The sequence below is a fragment of the Devosia sp. FKR38 genome, assembly GCF_005222805.1.
GTDB lineage: Bacteria > Pseudomonadota > Alphaproteobacteria > Rhizobiales > Devosiaceae > Devosia.
In genome coordinates this window covers 176,295-193,423 of the sequence record NZ_STGC01000002.1, presented here as the reverse complement: position 1 = coordinate 193,423, position 17,129 = coordinate 176,295, and the positions used below count along the sequence as shown (strand labels likewise).

At 64.7% G+C, this 17,129-nt stretch carries 16 protein-coding genes; 9 read left to right on the top strand and 7 right to left on the bottom strand.

The window, feature by feature from the left end; translation table 11 throughout:
* Positions 1-47: 47 nt before the first annotated feature.
* The gene (locus tag E8M79_RS00870) at positions 48-1,295 is read right to left on the bottom strand and encodes a hypothetical protein (protein ID WP_137150040.1); all 1,248 of its coding nucleotides are present in this window, start codon (positions 1,293-1,295) and stop codon (positions 48-50) included.
* A gap of 204 nt (positions 1,296-1,499) precedes the next feature.
* A complete protein-coding gene (ilvA, locus tag E8M79_RS00865; RefSeq protein WP_137150039.1) occupies positions 1,500-3,008 on the bottom strand; it encodes a threonine ammonia-lyase, biosynthetic in 1,509 nt (502 codons plus the stop codon).
* Positions 3,009-3,270: 262 nt separating this feature from the next.
* Here ilvA and E8M79_RS00860 point away from each other — a divergent pair, with 262 nt between their 5' ends.
* Both E8M79_RS00860 and E8M79_RS00855 read left to right on the top strand, forming a co-directional pair.
* Entirely contained in the window at positions 3,271-3,903 is a 633-nt protein-coding gene (locus tag E8M79_RS00860; RefSeq protein ID WP_171015657.1) for a TetR/AcrR family transcriptional regulator, read from the top strand.
* Entirely contained in the window at positions 3,904-5,403 is a 1,500-nt protein-coding gene (locus tag E8M79_RS00855) for a DHA2 family efflux MFS transporter permease subunit (protein WP_137150037.1), read from the top strand.
* Positions 5,404-5,532: 129 nt separating this feature from the next.
* Here the strand turns inward: E8M79_RS00855 and argB are convergent, their stop codons facing one another.
* Positions 5,533-6,435 (bottom strand): acetylglutamate kinase, encoded by a 903-nt coding sequence (argB, locus tag E8M79_RS00850; RefSeq protein ID WP_137150036.1) that lies wholly within the window; start codon positions 6,433-6,435, stop codon positions 5,533-5,535.
* 197 nt (positions 6,436-6,632) lie between these two features.
* On the opposite strand from argB, the gene E8M79_RS00845 reads away from it, so the two are divergent.
* The 6 genes from E8M79_RS00845 (at position 6,633) to E8M79_RS00820 (ending at position 12,272) form a co-directional block, all read left to right on the top strand.
* The gene (locus E8M79_RS00845) at positions 6,633-7,181 is read left to right on the top strand and encodes a sigma-70 family RNA polymerase sigma factor (RefSeq protein WP_137150035.1); all 549 of its coding nucleotides are present in this window, start codon (positions 6,633-6,635) and stop codon (positions 7,179-7,181) included.
* Positions 7,178-7,897, top strand: coding sequence for an anti-sigma factor (locus E8M79_RS00840; protein WP_171015656.1), 720 nt, complete (start codon positions 7,178-7,180; stop codon positions 7,895-7,897). Before E8M79_RS00845 ends, E8M79_RS00840 begins: the two co-directional genes overlap by 4 nt.
* Before the next feature lie 274 nt (positions 7,898-8,171).
* Positions 8,172-8,702 carry a fasciclin domain-containing protein gene (locus tag E8M79_RS00835; RefSeq protein ID WP_137150833.1) on the top strand — a complete coding sequence of 177 codons (531 nt, stop codon included), beginning with the start codon at positions 8,172-8,174 and terminating at the stop codon, positions 8,700-8,702.
* A 185-nt stretch (positions 8,703-8,887) separates the two neighbouring features.
* Positions 8,888-9,379, top strand: a complete 492-nt coding sequence (msrB, locus tag E8M79_RS00830; RefSeq protein WP_205747872.1) for a peptide-methionine (R)-S-oxide reductase MsrB — start codon at positions 8,888-8,890, stop codon at positions 9,377-9,379.
* A gap of 163 nt (positions 9,380-9,542) precedes the next feature.
* A complete protein-coding gene (locus E8M79_RS00825; protein ID WP_171015653.1) occupies positions 9,543-10,256 on the top strand; it encodes a gamma-glutamyl-gamma-aminobutyrate hydrolase family protein in 714 nt (237 codons plus the stop codon).
* An 81-nt stretch (positions 10,257-10,337) separates the two neighbouring features.
* Entirely contained in the window at positions 10,338-12,272 is a 1,935-nt protein-coding gene (locus tag E8M79_RS00820) for a methyl-accepting chemotaxis protein (RefSeq protein ID WP_137150032.1), read from the top strand.
* Positions 12,273-12,347: 75 nt separating this feature from the next.
* Here the strand turns inward: E8M79_RS00820 and yihA are convergent, their stop codons facing one another.
* From yihA to rpmH, 4 genes are all read right to left on the bottom strand, one after another.
* The gene (gene yihA / locus E8M79_RS00815) at positions 12,348-12,992 is read right to left on the bottom strand and encodes a ribosome biogenesis GTP-binding protein YihA/YsxC (RefSeq protein ID WP_137150031.1); all 645 of its coding nucleotides are present in this window, start codon (positions 12,990-12,992) and stop codon (positions 12,348-12,350) included.
* Between the two features lie 76 nt (positions 12,993-13,068).
* Positions 13,069-14,916 carry a membrane protein insertase YidC gene (yidC, locus tag E8M79_RS00810; RefSeq protein ID WP_137150030.1) on the bottom strand — a complete coding sequence of 616 codons (1,848 nt, stop codon included), beginning with the start codon at positions 14,914-14,916 and terminating at the stop codon, positions 13,069-13,071.
* A complete protein-coding gene (rnpA, locus tag E8M79_RS00805; RefSeq protein WP_137150029.1) occupies positions 14,913-15,317 on the bottom strand; it encodes a ribonuclease P protein component in 405 nt (134 codons plus the stop codon). The genes yidC and rnpA overlap by 4 nt, the downstream gene beginning before the upstream one ends.
* A 14-nt stretch (positions 15,318-15,331) precedes the next feature.
* On the bottom strand, positions 15,332-15,466 hold the full coding sequence (gene rpmH / locus E8M79_RS00800; protein ID WP_137150028.1) for a 50S ribosomal protein L34: 135 nt from the start codon (positions 15,464-15,466) through the stop codon (positions 15,332-15,334).
* A 229-nt stretch (positions 15,467-15,695) separates the two neighbouring features.
* Between rpmH and E8M79_RS00795 the strand changes: the two genes are divergently transcribed.
* Complete coding sequence (locus E8M79_RS00795) at positions 15,696-17,126, top strand: FAD-dependent oxidoreductase (RefSeq protein ID WP_137150027.1); 1,431 nt, start codon at positions 15,696-15,698, stop codon at positions 17,124-17,126.
* The last annotated feature ends 3 nt before the right edge of the window (positions 17,127-17,129 follow it).

The following is a 17,129-nucleotide window of genomic DNA, read 5'->3' as shown; positions in this document are numbered from 1 at the left end:
CAATTCAGGCGGGGTGGGAGCGGCGCGCTGCGCCGCTCCCGAAGGTGTTACTCGGCGGCAGCGGTATTGGCTTCGACAGCCAGACCCAGCGCGGCGATCAGGCCGGCCGGATTGGCCGCAGCGGCAGCCAGCACCAGGATGGAGGTCGGCTGCGGCGGGGCAACGCGGACTTCCAGGCTCTGCGGATCGTCCAGGAAGGTCGACACCGGCGGGTAGACCAGGTCGGTCAGGGCCGGGATACCGGTATCGGCGATCATGGCCGGCAGGGCTGCCTTGAGGCCAGCCACGAAGGTGGCGCGATCAGTACCGGACTGCTGGGCGAAGAAGTCCAGCAGCTTGCCGGCCAGCGACGCATCATCATAGCGCACCTTGGCGCTGACAATCGACACACCCTGCATCAGGGCCATCGAGCTCATCATCTGCGCCTGAGCCAGTTCTTCGGCCGTCTTGCCTTCGGTGGGCGTGGCCGCCTGCATGGCATACATCTGGTCGAGCACGGCCGGGGTCAGACCGGTGAGGTCGGCAGCGATGTCGAGCGAACCGACATCGGCAAAGTCGAGCAGGAAGGAGTGCAGCACCATATGGCCATCGGCCATCGACCAGGTCAGATCCTGGGTGATGTTGCCCGAAATGCTGGTGAGGCCCAGGGCCTCGATCACGGCGCCGGCTTGCGCGTCTTCCTCGCCGACGGTGCTCAGATCAACCGAAATGCCGTTGACAGCCAGGGTCGAGGACAGATCGGTCAGCTCGGCACTGCCCTGCTCGGGCGTGAACTCGGTGGCCGCTTCCATCGATTCGATGGAAATCACTTCCTGCCCGTCGCGCGTCACCGACAGGGCGCCGGTGCTGATCGACTGCACCATCTGCAGAACAGCAGCGGCCGGCACGGTCTCGCCGCCCGGGATATAGAGGCCATCAATGCGGGCATCGGCCAGCGTGATATGGCCCACCGGGTCGGTGGCAAAGTCGGTGTCGATGTCGGGGATGGTCACCGAGTCAGCGGTGTAGCTACCGTCGTCGTATTCGGCGACGCCCGAGAAGGTGATCTCGGTGTCAAAGGTCATCGGCTTCATGTCGGGCGTGGCGGCAACCAGGCCAATGGTGATGCCCTGAACGGTGACGGTGTCGCCGTCCAGCGTGGCAGGGCCGAACTTGAAGTCATAGCCAATGGTCTTGTAGACCGCGGCCACGCGGTCAACGAAGGCCTGCGCTTCAAGCGCGCTGGCCTGGCCAATCAGCATGGCCGTCGCCACGCCGCTCAGCAGCATCAGGCTGGTTGTCTTGGTGATCCTCATCGTCATCTCCGGCTTTGTTGTTGTCAGTTCTTGTGTCGGTCTGAGTGGTGCATCCGGGGCGTGCGGTGCCTGGATGCGCAGGTGTGCCCCTTGAGCACTGAAATGCAACGGAAATTGGCCATATTGCGGCCTGTCGGTTCTAGTGAGCGTTTATTTCATCTTAACGACCGTTTGTGCGGTCCGCATCCCAGGTTTTGCAGCGTTTCAGAGGAACTGGCGATAGGCCGGATTGTCGGTCTCCTCCCAATAGGGAAAGCCGATGGCGTCGATGTGCGCAATGAAGTCCGTCTGCGTGGACGCCGGCACCTGCACACCGACCAGCACGCGGCCGTAATCGGCACCATGGTTGCGATAGTGGAACAGCGAGATGTTCCACTCGTCCTTGAGCCCTTCGAGGAATTTGAGCAGTGCGCCCGGCCGCTCGGGAAACTGGAAGCGATAGACGACTTCGTCACCCAGATTGGCGACGCGTCCGCCCACCATGTAGCGGACATGCAGCTTGGCCACCTCATTGTCGGTGAGGTCGATGACCTTGAGACCATTGCCTTCGAGCAGGGCGATGATCTCGTGCTTTTCGGCGTCGCCGCGCGCCAGCTTGACGCCCACGAAGATCTTGGCGGTTTCCCCCGGCGCAAAGCGATAGTTGAACTCGGTGATCGAGCGCTGACCGAGCAGGCGAATGAAGGCGCGATAGCTGCCCGGGCGCTCGGGGATTTCGACGGCCAGCAGCGCCTCGGCGCGTTCGCCGATCTCGGCCCGCTCGGCCACATAGCGCAGCCGGTCGAAATTGACATTGGCGCCTGAATTGATGGCGATCAGCGCGCCTTGGGGGGCCGCGCCCAGCTCAACCTGGCGGCGCAGCCCGGCCAGCGCCAGGGCCCCGGCCGGTTCGGCGATGGCGCGGTGATCGTCAAAGATGTCCTTGATGGCAGCACAGATCTCGTCGGCCGTGACGGTGACGATATCGTCGAGCAGCTCGCAGCAGATGCGGAAGGTCTCGTCACCCACCTGGCGCACCGCCACGCCATCGGCAAACAGCCCCACCTGATCGAGCGCCACCGGATGGCCCGCGGCAATGGCCGCCTTCATGCTGGCCGCTTCTTCCGGCTCGACGCCGATCACGCGGATGTCGGGCCGCAGGAATTTGACGAAGGCCGCAATGCCGGCCGCAAGGCCGCCGCCGCCGACGGGCACATAGATGGCGCCGATGGGCCCGGGATGCTGGCGCAGCAGCTCCATGCCGATGGTGCCTTGGCCCGCGATGACATCGGGATCGTCGAACGGATGCACCACCACATAGCCATGCTTGTCTGCCAGCGCGGCGGCATGGGCGCGGGCGGCGTCAAAGCCGTCGCCGAACAGCACGACCTCGCCGCCGCGCTTGCGCACGGCATTGATCTTGATGACCGGCGTTGTGGTGGGCATCACCACGATGGCGCGAATGCCCAGGCGATGGGCCGACAGCGCCACGCCCTGGGCATGATTGCCGGCCGAGGCGCAGATCACGCCGCGCAACCGCTCCTCGGCGCTGAGCTGGGCAATGCGGTTATGCGCGCCGCGGATCTTGAAGGAGAACACCGGCTGCATGTCCTCGCGCTTGAGCAGCACCTCCACACCCAGCCGGGCCGACAGCATGGGCATGGCGTCGAGCGGGGTTTCCTCGGCAACTTCATAGACCGATGAGGTCAGGATGCGGCGAACATAATCCTGCATGTCAGGCACTCCAGTTGACCGCGGAGCAACGCCCTTGGCGCCGATTTGTCAACGGCGCCGCGCGCTGCGCGCCACTGACAGCTTCTGTCAGGACAGGGGCGCACAAGGCCGCCAGAATGTGGTGATCCGGGCGTCGGACCGATGGGCGTCGTCGCCGATCCCGCAGGGAGCGCATAGGTCCCATGCCATCTGCTCCACACCTCAATCAAATGATTGATTGATGAGCAAGGCGGGTGTATCTACGCCGCGCCAAGAGGTCCGCATGCAGCACGACACCCCCATTCCCCCGTCCGGAAAGCGCGAGAGCGGCGACTGTCGCCGGCTCAATATCGCCGCGGCGGCCCGGGCCATCATTGTCGAACGGGGCCTTGAGGGCCTGCGCACCCGCGACATTGCTGCGCGGGTGGGGATCAATATCGCCACGCTGCATTATCATGTGCCCTCCAAGGAGGCTCTGATCACCCTGGTGGCCGACAGCCTGCGCCATGATTTTCAGGCACAGGCCCTGCGCAATTCGCGCGACGGCAAGACGGCGCTGGAACTGCTTCGGCTCGAATTCGCCGATTTCCGCGAGACCGTGCACGAAACGCCCGAACTGATCATCGTGCTGACCGCGCTGATCGAAAAGGCCCGCCGCGACCCCGCTATCGGCGCCATCATGACGCCGCTCTATGACTTTTGGCGCGCCCAGTTTGTCGAGATCTTCCGCCAGGGCGTTGCCGAAGGCAGCTTCCGCGCCAATCTCGACCCGGCCTCCGCCGCCCTGATCACCACCGGTGCCCTGACCGACTACTGGCGCCAGTGGACCTCGTTCCGCGCGTCCTTCGACAATCTCACCCAAGAGCTCGAACACGCTTTCATTGCCCAAACCATTCCATCCAAGGACCAGAACTGAATGTCTGCTTCACACGCCCCTCATGGCGCGCCGGACGCGCCCGATCCACGCCGCTGGCCAGCGCTCTTTGTGCTGCTCATCGCCAATTTCATGAACCTGATCGACGTCACCATCGTCAATGTGGCGCTGCCCTCGATGCGCACCGGGCTCAATGCCACGGACAACCAGATCGAGTGGGTTGTCGCCGCCTATATCCTGGCCTTCGCCCTGGGCCTGCTGCCCTTTGGCCGGCTCGGTGACATCCTGGGCCGCACCCGCCTGTTCCTGTGGGGCGTCGCCGGCTTCACCGTGGCGTCGGCGCTTTGCGGTCTCTCGCCCAATATCGAATTCCTCATCTTTGCCCGCGTGATCCAGGGCCTGGCCGGCGCCATGATGACGCCGCAGGTGCTCGCCATCGCCACGGTAACCTTCCCGCCCCATGAGCGCGGTCAGGCCTTCTCGCTGTTCGGCCTGTCGGCGGGCCTGGCCTCGGTGTGCGGCCCAATCCTGGGCGGCATCCTTGTCTCGGCCAATCTGTTCGGCATGCAGTGGCAGCCGATCTTCCTGGTCAATATCCCCATCGGCATCGCCGCTGTGGTGGCGGGCTGGTACCTGATCCCGCGCCTGCCCGGCCATGCCACGCTGCGCAATGACTATGTCGGTATTCTGTTGTTCGGCGCTGGCATTCTGGCGGTGGTGTTCCCCATCATCGAAGGCCGCGCCTATGGCTGGCCGGTCTGGGCCTTTGCCATGATCGCGGCTGGCCTGGTGCTGCTGACCGCATTCGTGTACTGGACGCGCCATCGTGCGGCCAACGGCCAGTCGCAGCTGCTCAACTTCGACCTCATCACCAATCGCCAGTTCATGTTCGGTGCCTTCGTCACCACCGTGTTTGCCTCGGGCATCCCCGGCATGTTCATGGTGATCTCGCTGCTGCTCCAGGGTGGCTTTGCCTTCACCCCGCTGGAATCGGGCCTCACCAATACGCCTTTCTCGGTGGGCGTGCTGGTGGCCTCGGCCATCGCCGGCCGCTTTGGCGCCCATTACCTGCGGGCGCGCCTGGCCACATCCGGCGCGCTGCTGGTGATCGGCATCGGCTGGCTGAACCTTTATGTCTCCGGCGTCACCGACAGCATCGACCACTGGGCCTTCCTCCCGCCGCTGCTCATCGCTGGCGTGGGACTGGGGCTGGGCTTCTCCTCGCTGTTCCAGCTGGTGCTGTCCAATGTGCCGCCGCGCGATGCCGGCGCCGGCTCGGGCTCGCTACAGGCCTTCCAGCAGGTGGGCGGCGCCCTGGGCGTGGCCATCATCGGCGAGCTGTTCTTCGGTCACCTTGGCACAGCCATGGCCACCGGCTCGACCCCGCATGCCGCTTTCGCTGGCGCAGCCAGCACGGCGCTTTGGTATGTCATTGCCAGCTTTGCGGTGGTGTTCCTGCTGGCCCCGCTGTTCCGCCGCAACCCCGGCCATGGCCAGCGCCCGGCCGCCGCGGCGGCCCCGGCGGTCGTGCTCGAGCACTGATGCCTGCCAAAGGCACGCGAAGGGGCCGCCAGCCATGGCGGCCCTTTTTGTTTGGCGCAACGGCAGACCCGAGGCGCAAAGAAAAAGGCCGCCCGATGGGCGGCCTTTTATCGGTCGGGGACGGTGGGCTTAGCGCACGATCAGCGTGCCAGCGCCGAATTCGGTGAACAGCTCCACCAGCACCACATGCGGCTGCTTGCCATTGAGGATCACCACGCCCTCAACACCACTGTCGAGGGCTTCCAGGCACGTCTCGACCTTGGGGATCATGCCGCCCGAAATGGTGCCATCGGCGATCAGTGCCTTGGCTTCGCGCACGCTGAGCTCGGGGATCAGCTTGCCATTCTTGTCCAGCACGCCCGGCACGTCGGTGAGGAACAGCAGGCGCTTGGCGCCCAGCGAGCCAGCAATGGCGCCAGCGAAAGTATCGGCGTTGATATTGTAGGTATTGCCGTCGCGGCCCGGCGCCACCGGCGCGATGACCGGGATCATTTCAGAACGGGCCAGCAGGTCGAGCAGGGTGCGGTCGACCTCCACCGGCTCACCCACATAGCCCAGATCGAGCGCGCGCTCGATATTGGACGAGGGGTCCTTGACGGTCTTTTCGGCCTTCTTGGCAAAGACCATGTTGCCGTCCTTGCCGCACAGGCCAATCGCCCATTCGCCCTCGGCATTGATCAGCGCGACGATTTCCTTGTTGATCGAGCCGGCCAGGACCATCTCGACCACTTCCATGGTCCGCTTGTCGGTAACGCGCAACCCGCCCTCGAACTTGGACTCGATGCCCAGGTTCTTGAGCATCAGCGCGATCTGCGGACCGCCGCCATGCACCACGATCGGATTGACCTTGGACTGCTTGAGCAGGGCGATATCGCGGGCAAAGGCTTGGCCCAGCTTGGCGTCGCCCATGGCATGGCCGCCGTATTTCACCACGACCGTCTTGCCTTCATAGCGCTGCATATAGGGCAGGGCCTGGGCGAGGATGCCGGCATCATGGCTGAACCGGTCGGTCAAACTGCTTTCTTCGGACATCGGCGGACCCAATCGGTTGGTCGAACGGCACTAAAAACCCGCAACGGGCATAAAGCATCGGGGAGCAAAGGAAAAGCCGGTTACCCCTGTTTCTCACTGATCCACCGCTGCTGACGATGCGTTCAACCTCTGACTATTCCAGACACCGGGCAAGGGCGGGATAGGCAGTCGGCAGGAGGTGCGCTACAGCTATGGCCATGACACAGACACCCTCGCAGGATATTGCCGACCTGATATCCCGATGTGCCCTGCGGGATCGCGCCGCGTTCCGGACCCTTTATGAACGCACCAGCGCGAAACTTTTCGGCGTGACCCTGCGTATCTTGAAGGACCGCTCGGAAGCGGAAGAAGCCGTGCAGGAAGTCTATGTGAAGATCTGGCAGCGTGCCGATCGTTACGTGGCCGGCACCACCAGCCCCATCAGCTGGCTGGTCGCTGTGGCCCGCAATCACTCACTGGATGTGCTGCGCGCGCGTCGCCCGCCTTCCGACGATATCGACCAGGCCATTGATATTGCTGACAGCGGCCCCTCTCCCGAGCGGGCTACCCAGGACAATCAGCAGCGCGGCCAGATCGAAAAATGCCTCGGCACGCTCGAACCCGATCGTGCCGACGCGGTGCGCGGCGCCTACCTCGATGGCTATAGCTATGAGGAACTGGCCAGCCGCTACGCCGTGCCCTTGAACACGATGCGGACCTGGCTGCGCCGGAGTCTGATCAAACTGAAAGAATGCCTGAGCGCATGAGCACCGGTGAAGACAGCGACAGAGACGTCGAGGGCCGCAGCGCCCTGGTGGCCGAGTTTGTCCTCGGCCTGCTGCCGGCCGGTCAGCACGAGCGCGTCGCCCGCCTGATCGAGGCTGACGCTGGTTTGCGCGCGGAACGCGATCTCTGGCTCTCCCGCTTTTCTGCGCTCGACGACCAATTCGACGAGGTCGCCCCGCCGCGCCATCTGCTGGGCGCCATCGAAGCCCGCGCCTTTGGCACGGCCCCGGCGCCAAGCGGGTTGGCCCGCTTCTGGGACAACCTCAATCTGTGGCGCGGCGTGGCTGCCGGCGCCCTTGCGGTTGCTGTGGCTGCCGTTGGTTTCAACCTGATGCAGCCCGCCCCCAATGTGTCGAGCCTCACCACTCAGCTGGTGGCCGCACTCGAGGAAGAGGGCAGCAATGTCAAATTCGTCGCGCTCTATGATGGCGCCGGCAATGTTCGCCTGACTGCGCTCTCGGGCGAGGCCGTGCCCGACAAGGATTTCGAGCTCTGGGCCATCCAGGGCGGCAACAACCCTGTTTCCATGGGCGTGATCCCGGTGGCCGAGCGCAGTTCGGTGGCGGTGACCCCCGATGTTCTGGCGGGTCTGGGTGAAGGCTCGGTGCTGGCCATTACGCTTGAGCAGTCCGGCGGCTCCCCCGACGGCACGCCGCATGGGCCCATTGTTGCCAAGGGCGCTGTAACCCGCATCTAGTCTATCGCGGGTAGCGCCAAAGTGTAACATCGTGTGGCAAAATTGTGACCGCCATCCGGAAGGGTGGCGGTCAGTTTTTTTGGATGTTCGGCAGTGTAGGTGCCCGATGCGCAAAATAGGCGGCGTCAAAAAAATCTCCGACTTTTTTGTGCGCGCCTGAAACTAATCCGGGGTGGGGTGCGTTTCTCCCAATGTCCCAGCAGAACAATGGGAACCAAACACAGGAAGGACTACGTCAATGACCCTCTCGATCCGTGCTCTCTCGCTTGCTGCTATGCTTTCGGTTGCCTCTGTTGCCGGCGCTATGGCCCAGGACAATCCGATGGTTGGCGGCGCTGCCATGTATGCCGACAAGAACATTGTCGAAAACGCCGTGAACTCTGCCGACCACACCACCCTGGTTGCCGCCGTTCAGGCTGCTGGCCTGGTTGAGACCCTGTCGGGCGCCGGCCCCTTCACCGTGCTGGCCCCCGTCAACGCCGCTTTCGATGCCCTGCCGGCCGGCACCGTGGAAACCCTGCTGAAGCCGGAAAACAAGGACACGCTGTCCACCATTCTGGCCTGCCACGTGATCCCGGCCAAGGCCCTGTCCACCGACATCGTCGGCATGGTTGAAGCCGACGGCGGCGAGCATGTCGTTGACACCGTTGGTGGCTGCAAGCTGACCCTCAAGGCGGCTGACGGCAAGGTCACCGTGACCGACGAGAATGGCACTGTCGCCAACGTGACCATTGCTGACGTGATCCAGTCCAATGGCGTGATCCACGTGATCGACGCCGTGCTGACCCCCAAGTCGGCCATGTAACCAATCCATGCGCCATGCCGAATGGCGCATTGAGAGGGGCGGCGCCCGGTCGCCTCTCACCATAACGTGACGTGGCATCGCCTTGCCCGAGGATCTACGATGCCCGTCGACCAGCCCCGCGCCGCGCCAGCAGTCCCTCCAGCTGTGGCCGGTGCGGGGCAAATGCTTTGAGGAGAACGGATATGATCATCGATCGTCGTAACCTGCTCGTCGGCGGCACGGCCCTGGCCGGAATCGCTGCGCTGTTTGGCTTGCGCAGCACCGGCGCGGCCACCGCCGCGGAAGGCAATTTCCCCTTCAAGCTCACCGATGAGCAGTGGAAGGCCAAGCTGAGCCCCGCGGCCTATGACGTGCTGCGGCACGAGGCCACCGAGCGCCCCTTCACCTCCCCGCTCAATGACGAACATGGCAAGGGTATCTTCGCCTGCGCCGGCTGCGATCAGCCCCTGTTTGCCAGCGAGACCAAATTCGACAGCGGCACCGGCTGGCCGAGCTTTTATACCTTCATCGATGGTGCCATCGGCACCACCGAGGACAACAGCCTGTTCATGACCCGCACCGAGGTGCATTGCTCCAATTGCGGCGGGCACCAGGGCCATGTGTTCGACGATGGTCCGCAGCCCACCGGCCTGCGCTATTGCATCAACGGCGTGGCATTGAAGTTCCTGCCCGCCTGATCTGCATACAATCGTCCCGGCGGCCATGGCCCCTCATCGGTCACCAGCACCCGGCACATGCACTGGCCGCATGCCCGCCGCGATGGCACGCGGGTGATGCGGCCATTGCCTTGCACCTGATGGCGGGGTTAAACCCCGACGCAATCAGGAGCCCTTGCCCGAAATGAAACTGACCATTGTCCAGACCGGCGACGTCCCGCTGCCACTGCGTGACAAGTTCGGTCCCTATCGCAAGATGTTCGAAGCCATGTTCGATCGCACCGGACAGGGCTTCAGCTATGAGACGGTCAATGTCGCCGATGGCGAGCCCTTCCCGGACCTGAGCGGTGTCGAGGGCATTGTCATCACCGGCTCGGCCGCCGGCGTCTATGACGATCTGGTCTGGATGAACCCGCTGCGCAGCTTCATCCGCGACGCCTATGGCCGCCGCACGCCCATGCTGGGCGTGTGCTTTGGCCACCAGATCATGGCCGATGCCCTGGGCGGGGATGTGCGCAAATCCGAAAAGGGTTGGGGCCTGGGCCGGCACAGCTATCGCGTCACCGGCCAGTCCGATCTGCTGCGCGGTGCGCCAGCGACGCTGGCCGTGGCCTGTTCGCACCAGGACCAGGTGATTACCCCGCCTGCCGAGGCCGAGGTGATCCTGGCCTCCGACTTCACCCCCAATGCGGGCCTCGTCTATCGCAATGGCGCGGCGCTGAGCTTTCAGCCTCACCCCGAATTCGAGGATGACTACACACTGGCCCTGGCCGAGATGCGGCGGGGCAAGGCGCCCGACGCGGTGGTCGACCGGGCCGTGGCCTCGGTGAGCACCCCCTCCGATAGCGGTCTGGTCGCCGCATCTATCGCCCGCTTTCTCGCTCGCAACGGCATTTAGTCCCGGTTGAGGCCCCTGCCGAAACGATGAATTAACCCGAATGAGCGACGATTCTTCGAACGTCTCTCTGAGGGCTGCGGCATGCTCAACATCAATCGCTGGACCGTCATCCAGAAGCTACTTGCGGTCTTCCTGGGCTTTGGCGCCATCGTTGGCGTCTTTGGTGCAGTAGCGCTCTACGCCTCCTATGATCTGGCGGCACGGGGGGACAGCATCGGCGCCAAGCTGGCGCCCCTGGCCGATGCGGCCATGGAGATCAAGCTCAACGCCACCACCGGTCACCTCTATTTCGAGGAGATCATGGCAGGCGACGCCGGCGAGGACATCGCCGCCTTCTGGGGCTATCTCGACGCGGCTCAGTTCTACACCGACGCCATCGCCAAGGGCGGCAGCAATGATGAAGGCACCTTCATCCCCACAGACGATCCCCAGATCCTGGCATCGCTGGCCGAGGTGCAGTCGGCCCTGGACGCATTTCACGCCGCTGCCGAAGAGCGCTATGCCTTGCTCGGCAAGGACGCTGGGGCGGGCTCGTCGGCCGACGAGGCCTTCGATGGCAGCTTTGACACGCTCATGCAGACTGCTGACGAGGTCGAAGAAGCGCTGCACGACGCCATGGAGCAGGGCCTGGTTGCCCTGAGTGACGCCCGCACCTTCGCCATGATCAGCCTGATCATCGCCGGCGTCGGCGCATTTGCCGGCTGCAGCGTGGTCCTGCTGTTCTTCATCACGGTGGTTTCCTCCCGTCTCAAGACCCTGGTGGGCATCTCCAAGGCCCTGGCCGCCGGCGATACCAGCGTCGCCGTCCCGGCCCAGAAGGTGCACGACGAACTCACCGTCATGTTCGACAGCTTTGCCGGCTTCCGGACGGCCCTGTCCGAAAAGGCCGCCTTCGAGGAAGCCGACCGGGCCCGCGGCGCTGACAGCCTGCTGCGCCAGCAGGCCTCCGATCGCCTCGCCGCCGACCTCAGCGCCACCGTGGACGCCGTCATGGATGGTGATCTGGCCCGGCGCGTCGACGAGCGCTACCAGCAGGCGGACCTGTCGAGCCTCGCCGGTCAGGTCAATGCGCTGATCGCAGCCATGGATAGCGGCCTCAGCGAAACCGACCGCGTGCTGGCCGCGCTGGCCAATGCCGATCTCACCCAGCGCATGTCCGGCAGCTTCCGCGGCGCCTTCGCCGATCTGCGCGACAACACCAATGCGGTGGCCGACAAGCTCTCCGATGTGATGCACGAGCTGCGCAGCACCTCCCGCGCCCTTCGCACCGCCACCGGGGAAATCCTGGCCGGTGCCAATGATCTGAGCGAGCGCACCACGCGCCAGGCCGCCACGGTCGAGCAGACCTCGGCCACCGTCGAGCAGCTTGCCGCCACGGTGGGCCAGAATGCCTCCCGCGCCCAGGAAGCCAACAATGCCGCCACAGCTGCGGCCCGCATCGCCATCGAAAGCGGCACGGCCATGGAAAGCGCCACCTCGGCCATGGAGCGCATCTCGGCTGCCTCGTCCAAGATCTCAAACATCATCGGCCTGATCGATGATGTCGCCTTCCAGACCAACCTGTTGGCCCTCAATGCCTCGGTCGAGGCAGCGCGCGCCGGCGAGGCCGGCAAGGGCTTTGCCGTGGTGGCCATCGAAGTGCGCCGCCTGGCGCAGTCGGCCGCCGAGGCGTCGCTGGAAATCAAGAAGCTGATCGAGCTCTCGGTCGGTGAAGTGCAGTCCGGCACCGATATTGTGATGAGCGTGGCCGATCGTGTCGGGGCGCTCAATGCCTCGGTCACCGAAAGTGGCAAGCTGATCGGGGAAATCGCTGCTGCCAGCCGCAACCAGGCCGCCGCCATTGCCGAAGTCAGCGTCGCCGTGCGCCAGATGGACGAGATCACCCAGCACAATGCGGCCTTGGTGGAAGAGACCAATGCCGCCATCGAGCAGACCGAATCCCAGGCCAGCGAACTCGACCGCATCGTGGCTGGCTTTACCCTCACCGAGACCAGCCGCGCCCGCCGCGCTGCCTGACCACAGGCACATTGGAAAACACAAAAGCCAGGCGCGAGCCTGGCTTTTTGCTGTTCAGTCCCTGAGGGTTTTTGGTCAGCTCTCGAGCAGCATGGCGATCTCGGTGCGCAGTTCCTTGAGGCCTTCGCCCTTGACCGACGAGGTCTGGATCACATGCGGATGCGCTGCCGGGCGCTTGAGAATGGCGGCCTGGGTGGCGGCAATCACGCCATCGAGTTCTTCCTTGCTCGGCTTGTCGGCCTTGGTCAGCACCACCTGGTAGCTCACTGCGGCCTTGTCGAGCTCGTTCATCACCGTCAGGTCATTGTCCTTGGGGCCATGGCGGCCATCAACCAGCACATAGACCCGGCGCAGCGTGGCGCGACCGGTCAGATAGCGGTGGATCAGCTTGGTCCAGGCCCGCACCTTGTCTTCAGGCGCCCTTGCATAGCCATAGCCAGGCATATCGACCACGCGCAGGCTCTCGCTCTGGCTCTCAAAGATATTGAGCTCCTGTGTGCGGCCGGGGGTGTTGGAGGTGCGCGCCAGGCCCGATGTGCCGCACAGGGCATTGATCAGGCTCGACTTGCCAACATTGGATCGCCCGGCAAAGGCGATCTCGACGCGATCCATCGGCGGCAGGTCGGCGATGCTGACGCAGCCCTTGGTGAACAGGAACGGCCGCGCAAACAGCAGCCGACCGCGCTCGATCATCTCGGGGGCATAGTCGATTGTGCTCATCTTGGGCTCGCCTTCAAACAATGAGCCCGCCGGGCAGGGCCGGCGGGCAGGAAATTGGACTGATCGGATCGTGCGATCAGGGCTTGGTCGGTTCGCTCGCCTTGGGCTTGCGACCGAAAGCGCTCAAGATATTGCCGAGCAGGTCCACTTCGGCGCCGTGGCGCTTCATGATGAAATACTGCTGGGTGACCGACAGGGTGTTGTTCCAGGCCCAGTAGATCACCAGACCCGCCGGGAAGGTGCCCAGCATGAAGGTGAAGATCACCGGCATCCAGTTGAAGATCATCGCCTGGGTCGGATCCGGCGGCGGCGGGTTGAGCTTCATCTGCACCCACATGGTGATGCCCATGATGACGGGCCACACGCCCAGATGCAGGAAGCCGCCGATCAAGGGCAGCGCGGTCGGATCCCAGGGGATCAGGCCGAACAGGGTGAAGATATTGGTCGGATCGGGCGCCGCCAGATCTTGGATCCAGCCAAAGAACGGCGCATGGCGCATGTCCAGGCTGATAAAGATAACTGTATAGAGCGCAAAGAACACCGGGATCTGGATCAGCACCGGCCAGCAACCGCTGAGCGGATTGATCTTTTCCTTCTTGTACAGCTCCATCATGGCCTGCTGCTGGGCCGCCCGGTCGTCCTTGAGACGCTCCTGGATCGCCTTCATCTCCGGCTGCACGCGGCGCATGGCGGCCATGGACGCATAGGAGCGGCTGGCCAGCGGGAAGAACAGCGCCTTGACGATCACCGTCACGGCCAGCACAGCCAGACCAAAATTGCCGATCAGGCCATTGAGGAACGTCAGCAGGTAGTACATCGGCTTGGTCAGGAAGCTAAACCAGCCCCAGTCGATCAGCAGGTCGATGCGGTCAAAACCATATTTCTGCTGGTAGCCATTGATGACGGCTTCTTCCTTGGCGCCGGCAAACAGATAGCTCTGATGCGTCACCGTGCTACCAGCGGCGATGACCACCGGCGTGGTCTCGACAAAGCTGGTCTGGTAGTCGTCATAGCTGCCGGTGTTCTTCCAGGAGAACAGCGCATTGATCGTGGTATTGGGCTTGGGCAGCACGGCGGTGGCCCAGTATTTGTCCGAAAAGCCCAGCCAGCCGGTGGTGTTGTCAAAGCGGGCCTGCTGGTCCTTCTGCAGGTCCGTATACTTCTTGGACACCATGTTGTTCGAACCCAGCACGCCATGGGGGCCTTCGTGCTGGATGAAGAAATTGGCGACCTTGGGCGTGCCATGGCGCGCCACGCGGGCATAGGGGAACAGCGCCACATCGCCCGTGCCGGTATTCTCGACCGACTGGTCGATGGTAAACAGGTAATAATCGTCCACGCTGAAGGTGCGGCGGAAGATCAGGCCCTGGCCATTGTCCCAGCGCAGGGTGACCGGCGTCGCCGCGGTCAGCGCGGTGGCGTCGCCTTCGATGGTCCAGACGCTCTTGCTGTCAGGCACCACCACAGCGGTGCCGCTGGCGGGCACCCAGCCCTGTTCGGCGAAATAGGCATTGGGCGCGCCGGCAGGCGTCAGCAGCGTGATGATCGGCGAGGTCGGGTCGACCGTCTCGCGATACTGCTTGAGCTCGAGATCATCCAGCCGCGCGCCGGTCAGGTTGATCGAGCCTTCCAGGTCCGGCGTGTCGATGGTGACGCGGCTGGTGGCGGCAATGGCGGTAGCGCGGTCGGCATAGACGGGCGAGCCGTCGGTGGCCACGGCGCCCGGTGTGCCGGCAGCCACGGCGGCATCGCCCGTGCTGGTCGCCGGGGTGGCCAGCGCAGCCTCGGTCTTGGCCTGCTCTGCCGCCAGTTCAGCCTGCTGCTGGGCCTGTTCCATGCGGGGCCCGGCAATGAAGAACTGCCAGCCAAACAGCACGAGCATGCTCAGCACGATGGCCAGGATCACATTGCGATTGTCGTTCATGGGTTCGGTTTCCGTGGGCCGCGGCCGGAAGAGTGTCGCTGGTCAGACGATCTGGGGGCGTGCACACGCACGATCAAGGCCTCCAGATCGGCAACCAGTTTGGCAAAGGGTTCGCTCAGCGCTTCGCGCCGTCCGACCAGCACATAGTCGTGGGCGGGCATAAAGTCACGCGCGCAAGCTGTCACAGCGGCGCGAAGACGTCGTTTTATGCGGTTGCGTTCGGGAGAATTGCCCGTCTTCTTGGTGACGGTAAAGCCGATCCCCGGGTCGGGCAGGGGCGCTGGCACCACCTGCAGCCCAAACGCAGAGCGCCCGGCGCGATTGCCCCGGGCAGCCCTTTGAAACTGGGAACGCTTGGTCAGCCGACGCAGGGCGTCAGGCTTTGGCGCATTGGCCGTCATCCGGCCAGGCGGCCTTAGGCCGTGAGCTTCTTGCGGCCGTCGCGGCGGCGACGGTTGATGATCGCACGGCCGTCCTTGGTGGCCATACGGGCACGGAAACCGTGGCGGCGGGCACGCACGAGCTGGGACGGCTGATAAGTACGTTTCATGTCATCAAACCGCGCGGTGCACGGTTCCTCTGGATGGGCTGCTCATGAGCAAGAATATCGGACACACATCAAGCGCTGGGCGCCCACGGTGCGGGTTGGTGGCGTCTATAGGGAAAACTCGACGCCAAGTCAACGCGCCAAGCCATAGTTCCGTGCCTGCCATGCCCCGTTGTTTTCTGCGCGGGATCGCCGCATAAGTCCAGCTATCGTTCTCCAGCCATTGGCAGCCATGGCCGATCTCCACAAGCCCGATCTCTGCATCATCGGCGCAGGCGCGCTGGGCCTGACGCTGGCCCTGCGGGCGCGCGAGGCCGGATTGAGTGTGGCATTGGTCGATCTGGGCACGCCCGTGCCAGGCGACAGTCCCCAGGGCGCCATGCAACGCGCCGCGTTCATCGCCAGCGCCAATCGTGCTGAGGCCATCCGCAGCGCGGCGGCATTGGGTATTCCCACCGCCGAGCCCAAGCCCAATTTCCGTGCCATCGGCGAGCGCGCGGCAGCCCTGGCCGCCGATATGGCGCCCGAAACCACGCCCGAGCGCCTCGCGGCCCTGGGCGTCATCAAGCTCGAAGGGCCGGCCTCCTTTATCGGCCGCAAGGGGCTCAAGGTCGGCGAGGCGCAGGTGGCGGCCCGCCATTTTGTGCTGGCCACCGGGGCGCGTCCCCTGCTGCCCGATCTGCCGGGCCTCGACGCAGTCGCCTATTTCACGCCCGATACTATTCTCGACAATATGCGCAAGCTCAGCCATCTGCTGGTGCTGGGCGGCACGCCCGAAGCAATGGAACTGGCCCAGGCCTATGCCCGGCTCGGCGCCGAGGTCACCCTGGTGCCCCAGGGGCCGCTGCTGGCAGGTTTTGACCGCGAATTGGTAGCCATGCTGCTGACGAGCCTGGTCGACGAAGGCGTCCGCATTCTCGATGGCGCCAGCGTCACCGCCATTCAGCCGCGCAGCCAGGGCACCGGCATCACCCTGCAGCACGCCGACGGGACCCCTGGCACGCTTGATATTTCCCATCTGCTGGTCGCCATGGGCCATGTGCCCGAGCATGATGCCGCGCTCTTGGCCCAGGCGCGCCTGCGCGCCGACCGCGCCCATCCCGGCCTGATCCAGCTTGGCCCAGATGGGCGCAGCAGCAATCCCCAGATTTCGGCCATCGGTGGCGCCGCCGGCATTCATGACCCGGCCCAGGCACAGAGCCAACTGCAGGCGCTGCTCCTGCGGCTCCTCGGCCAACCGGAGCCGAACAGCGCCGCTTGGGGCGGCCCGCGGACCATCCGCACCAGCCCGCCACTGGCCCAGACGGGCATGGTGCAGACCGGCGCCGCGCTGCGCCCGGGACAGGGCGTGCGGCGCGCCAATCTGGCCGAATCCATTGCCGCCCGTGCCACCGGACGCCCGCTGGGCACCGCCAGCCTGATTGTCGATGCCAAGGGTACCATCCTGGGCGGCGCCATGTTGGGGGACGGCGCCGAAACGGTAGTGGCCGCCATCGCCATGACCATGGCCCGGCGTGGCGCGGCCGCTGACCTGGCCGATCTCGCCCTGCCGCCCGATAGTCCGGCCAGCGTGCTCATCGATATCGGCTGGCAGGATCGCGCCGGCCGCAAGCCAACTGGCCTGGCCGCATTGCGCGCCCGCCTGAGTCAGCTGCGCCGCTGAATT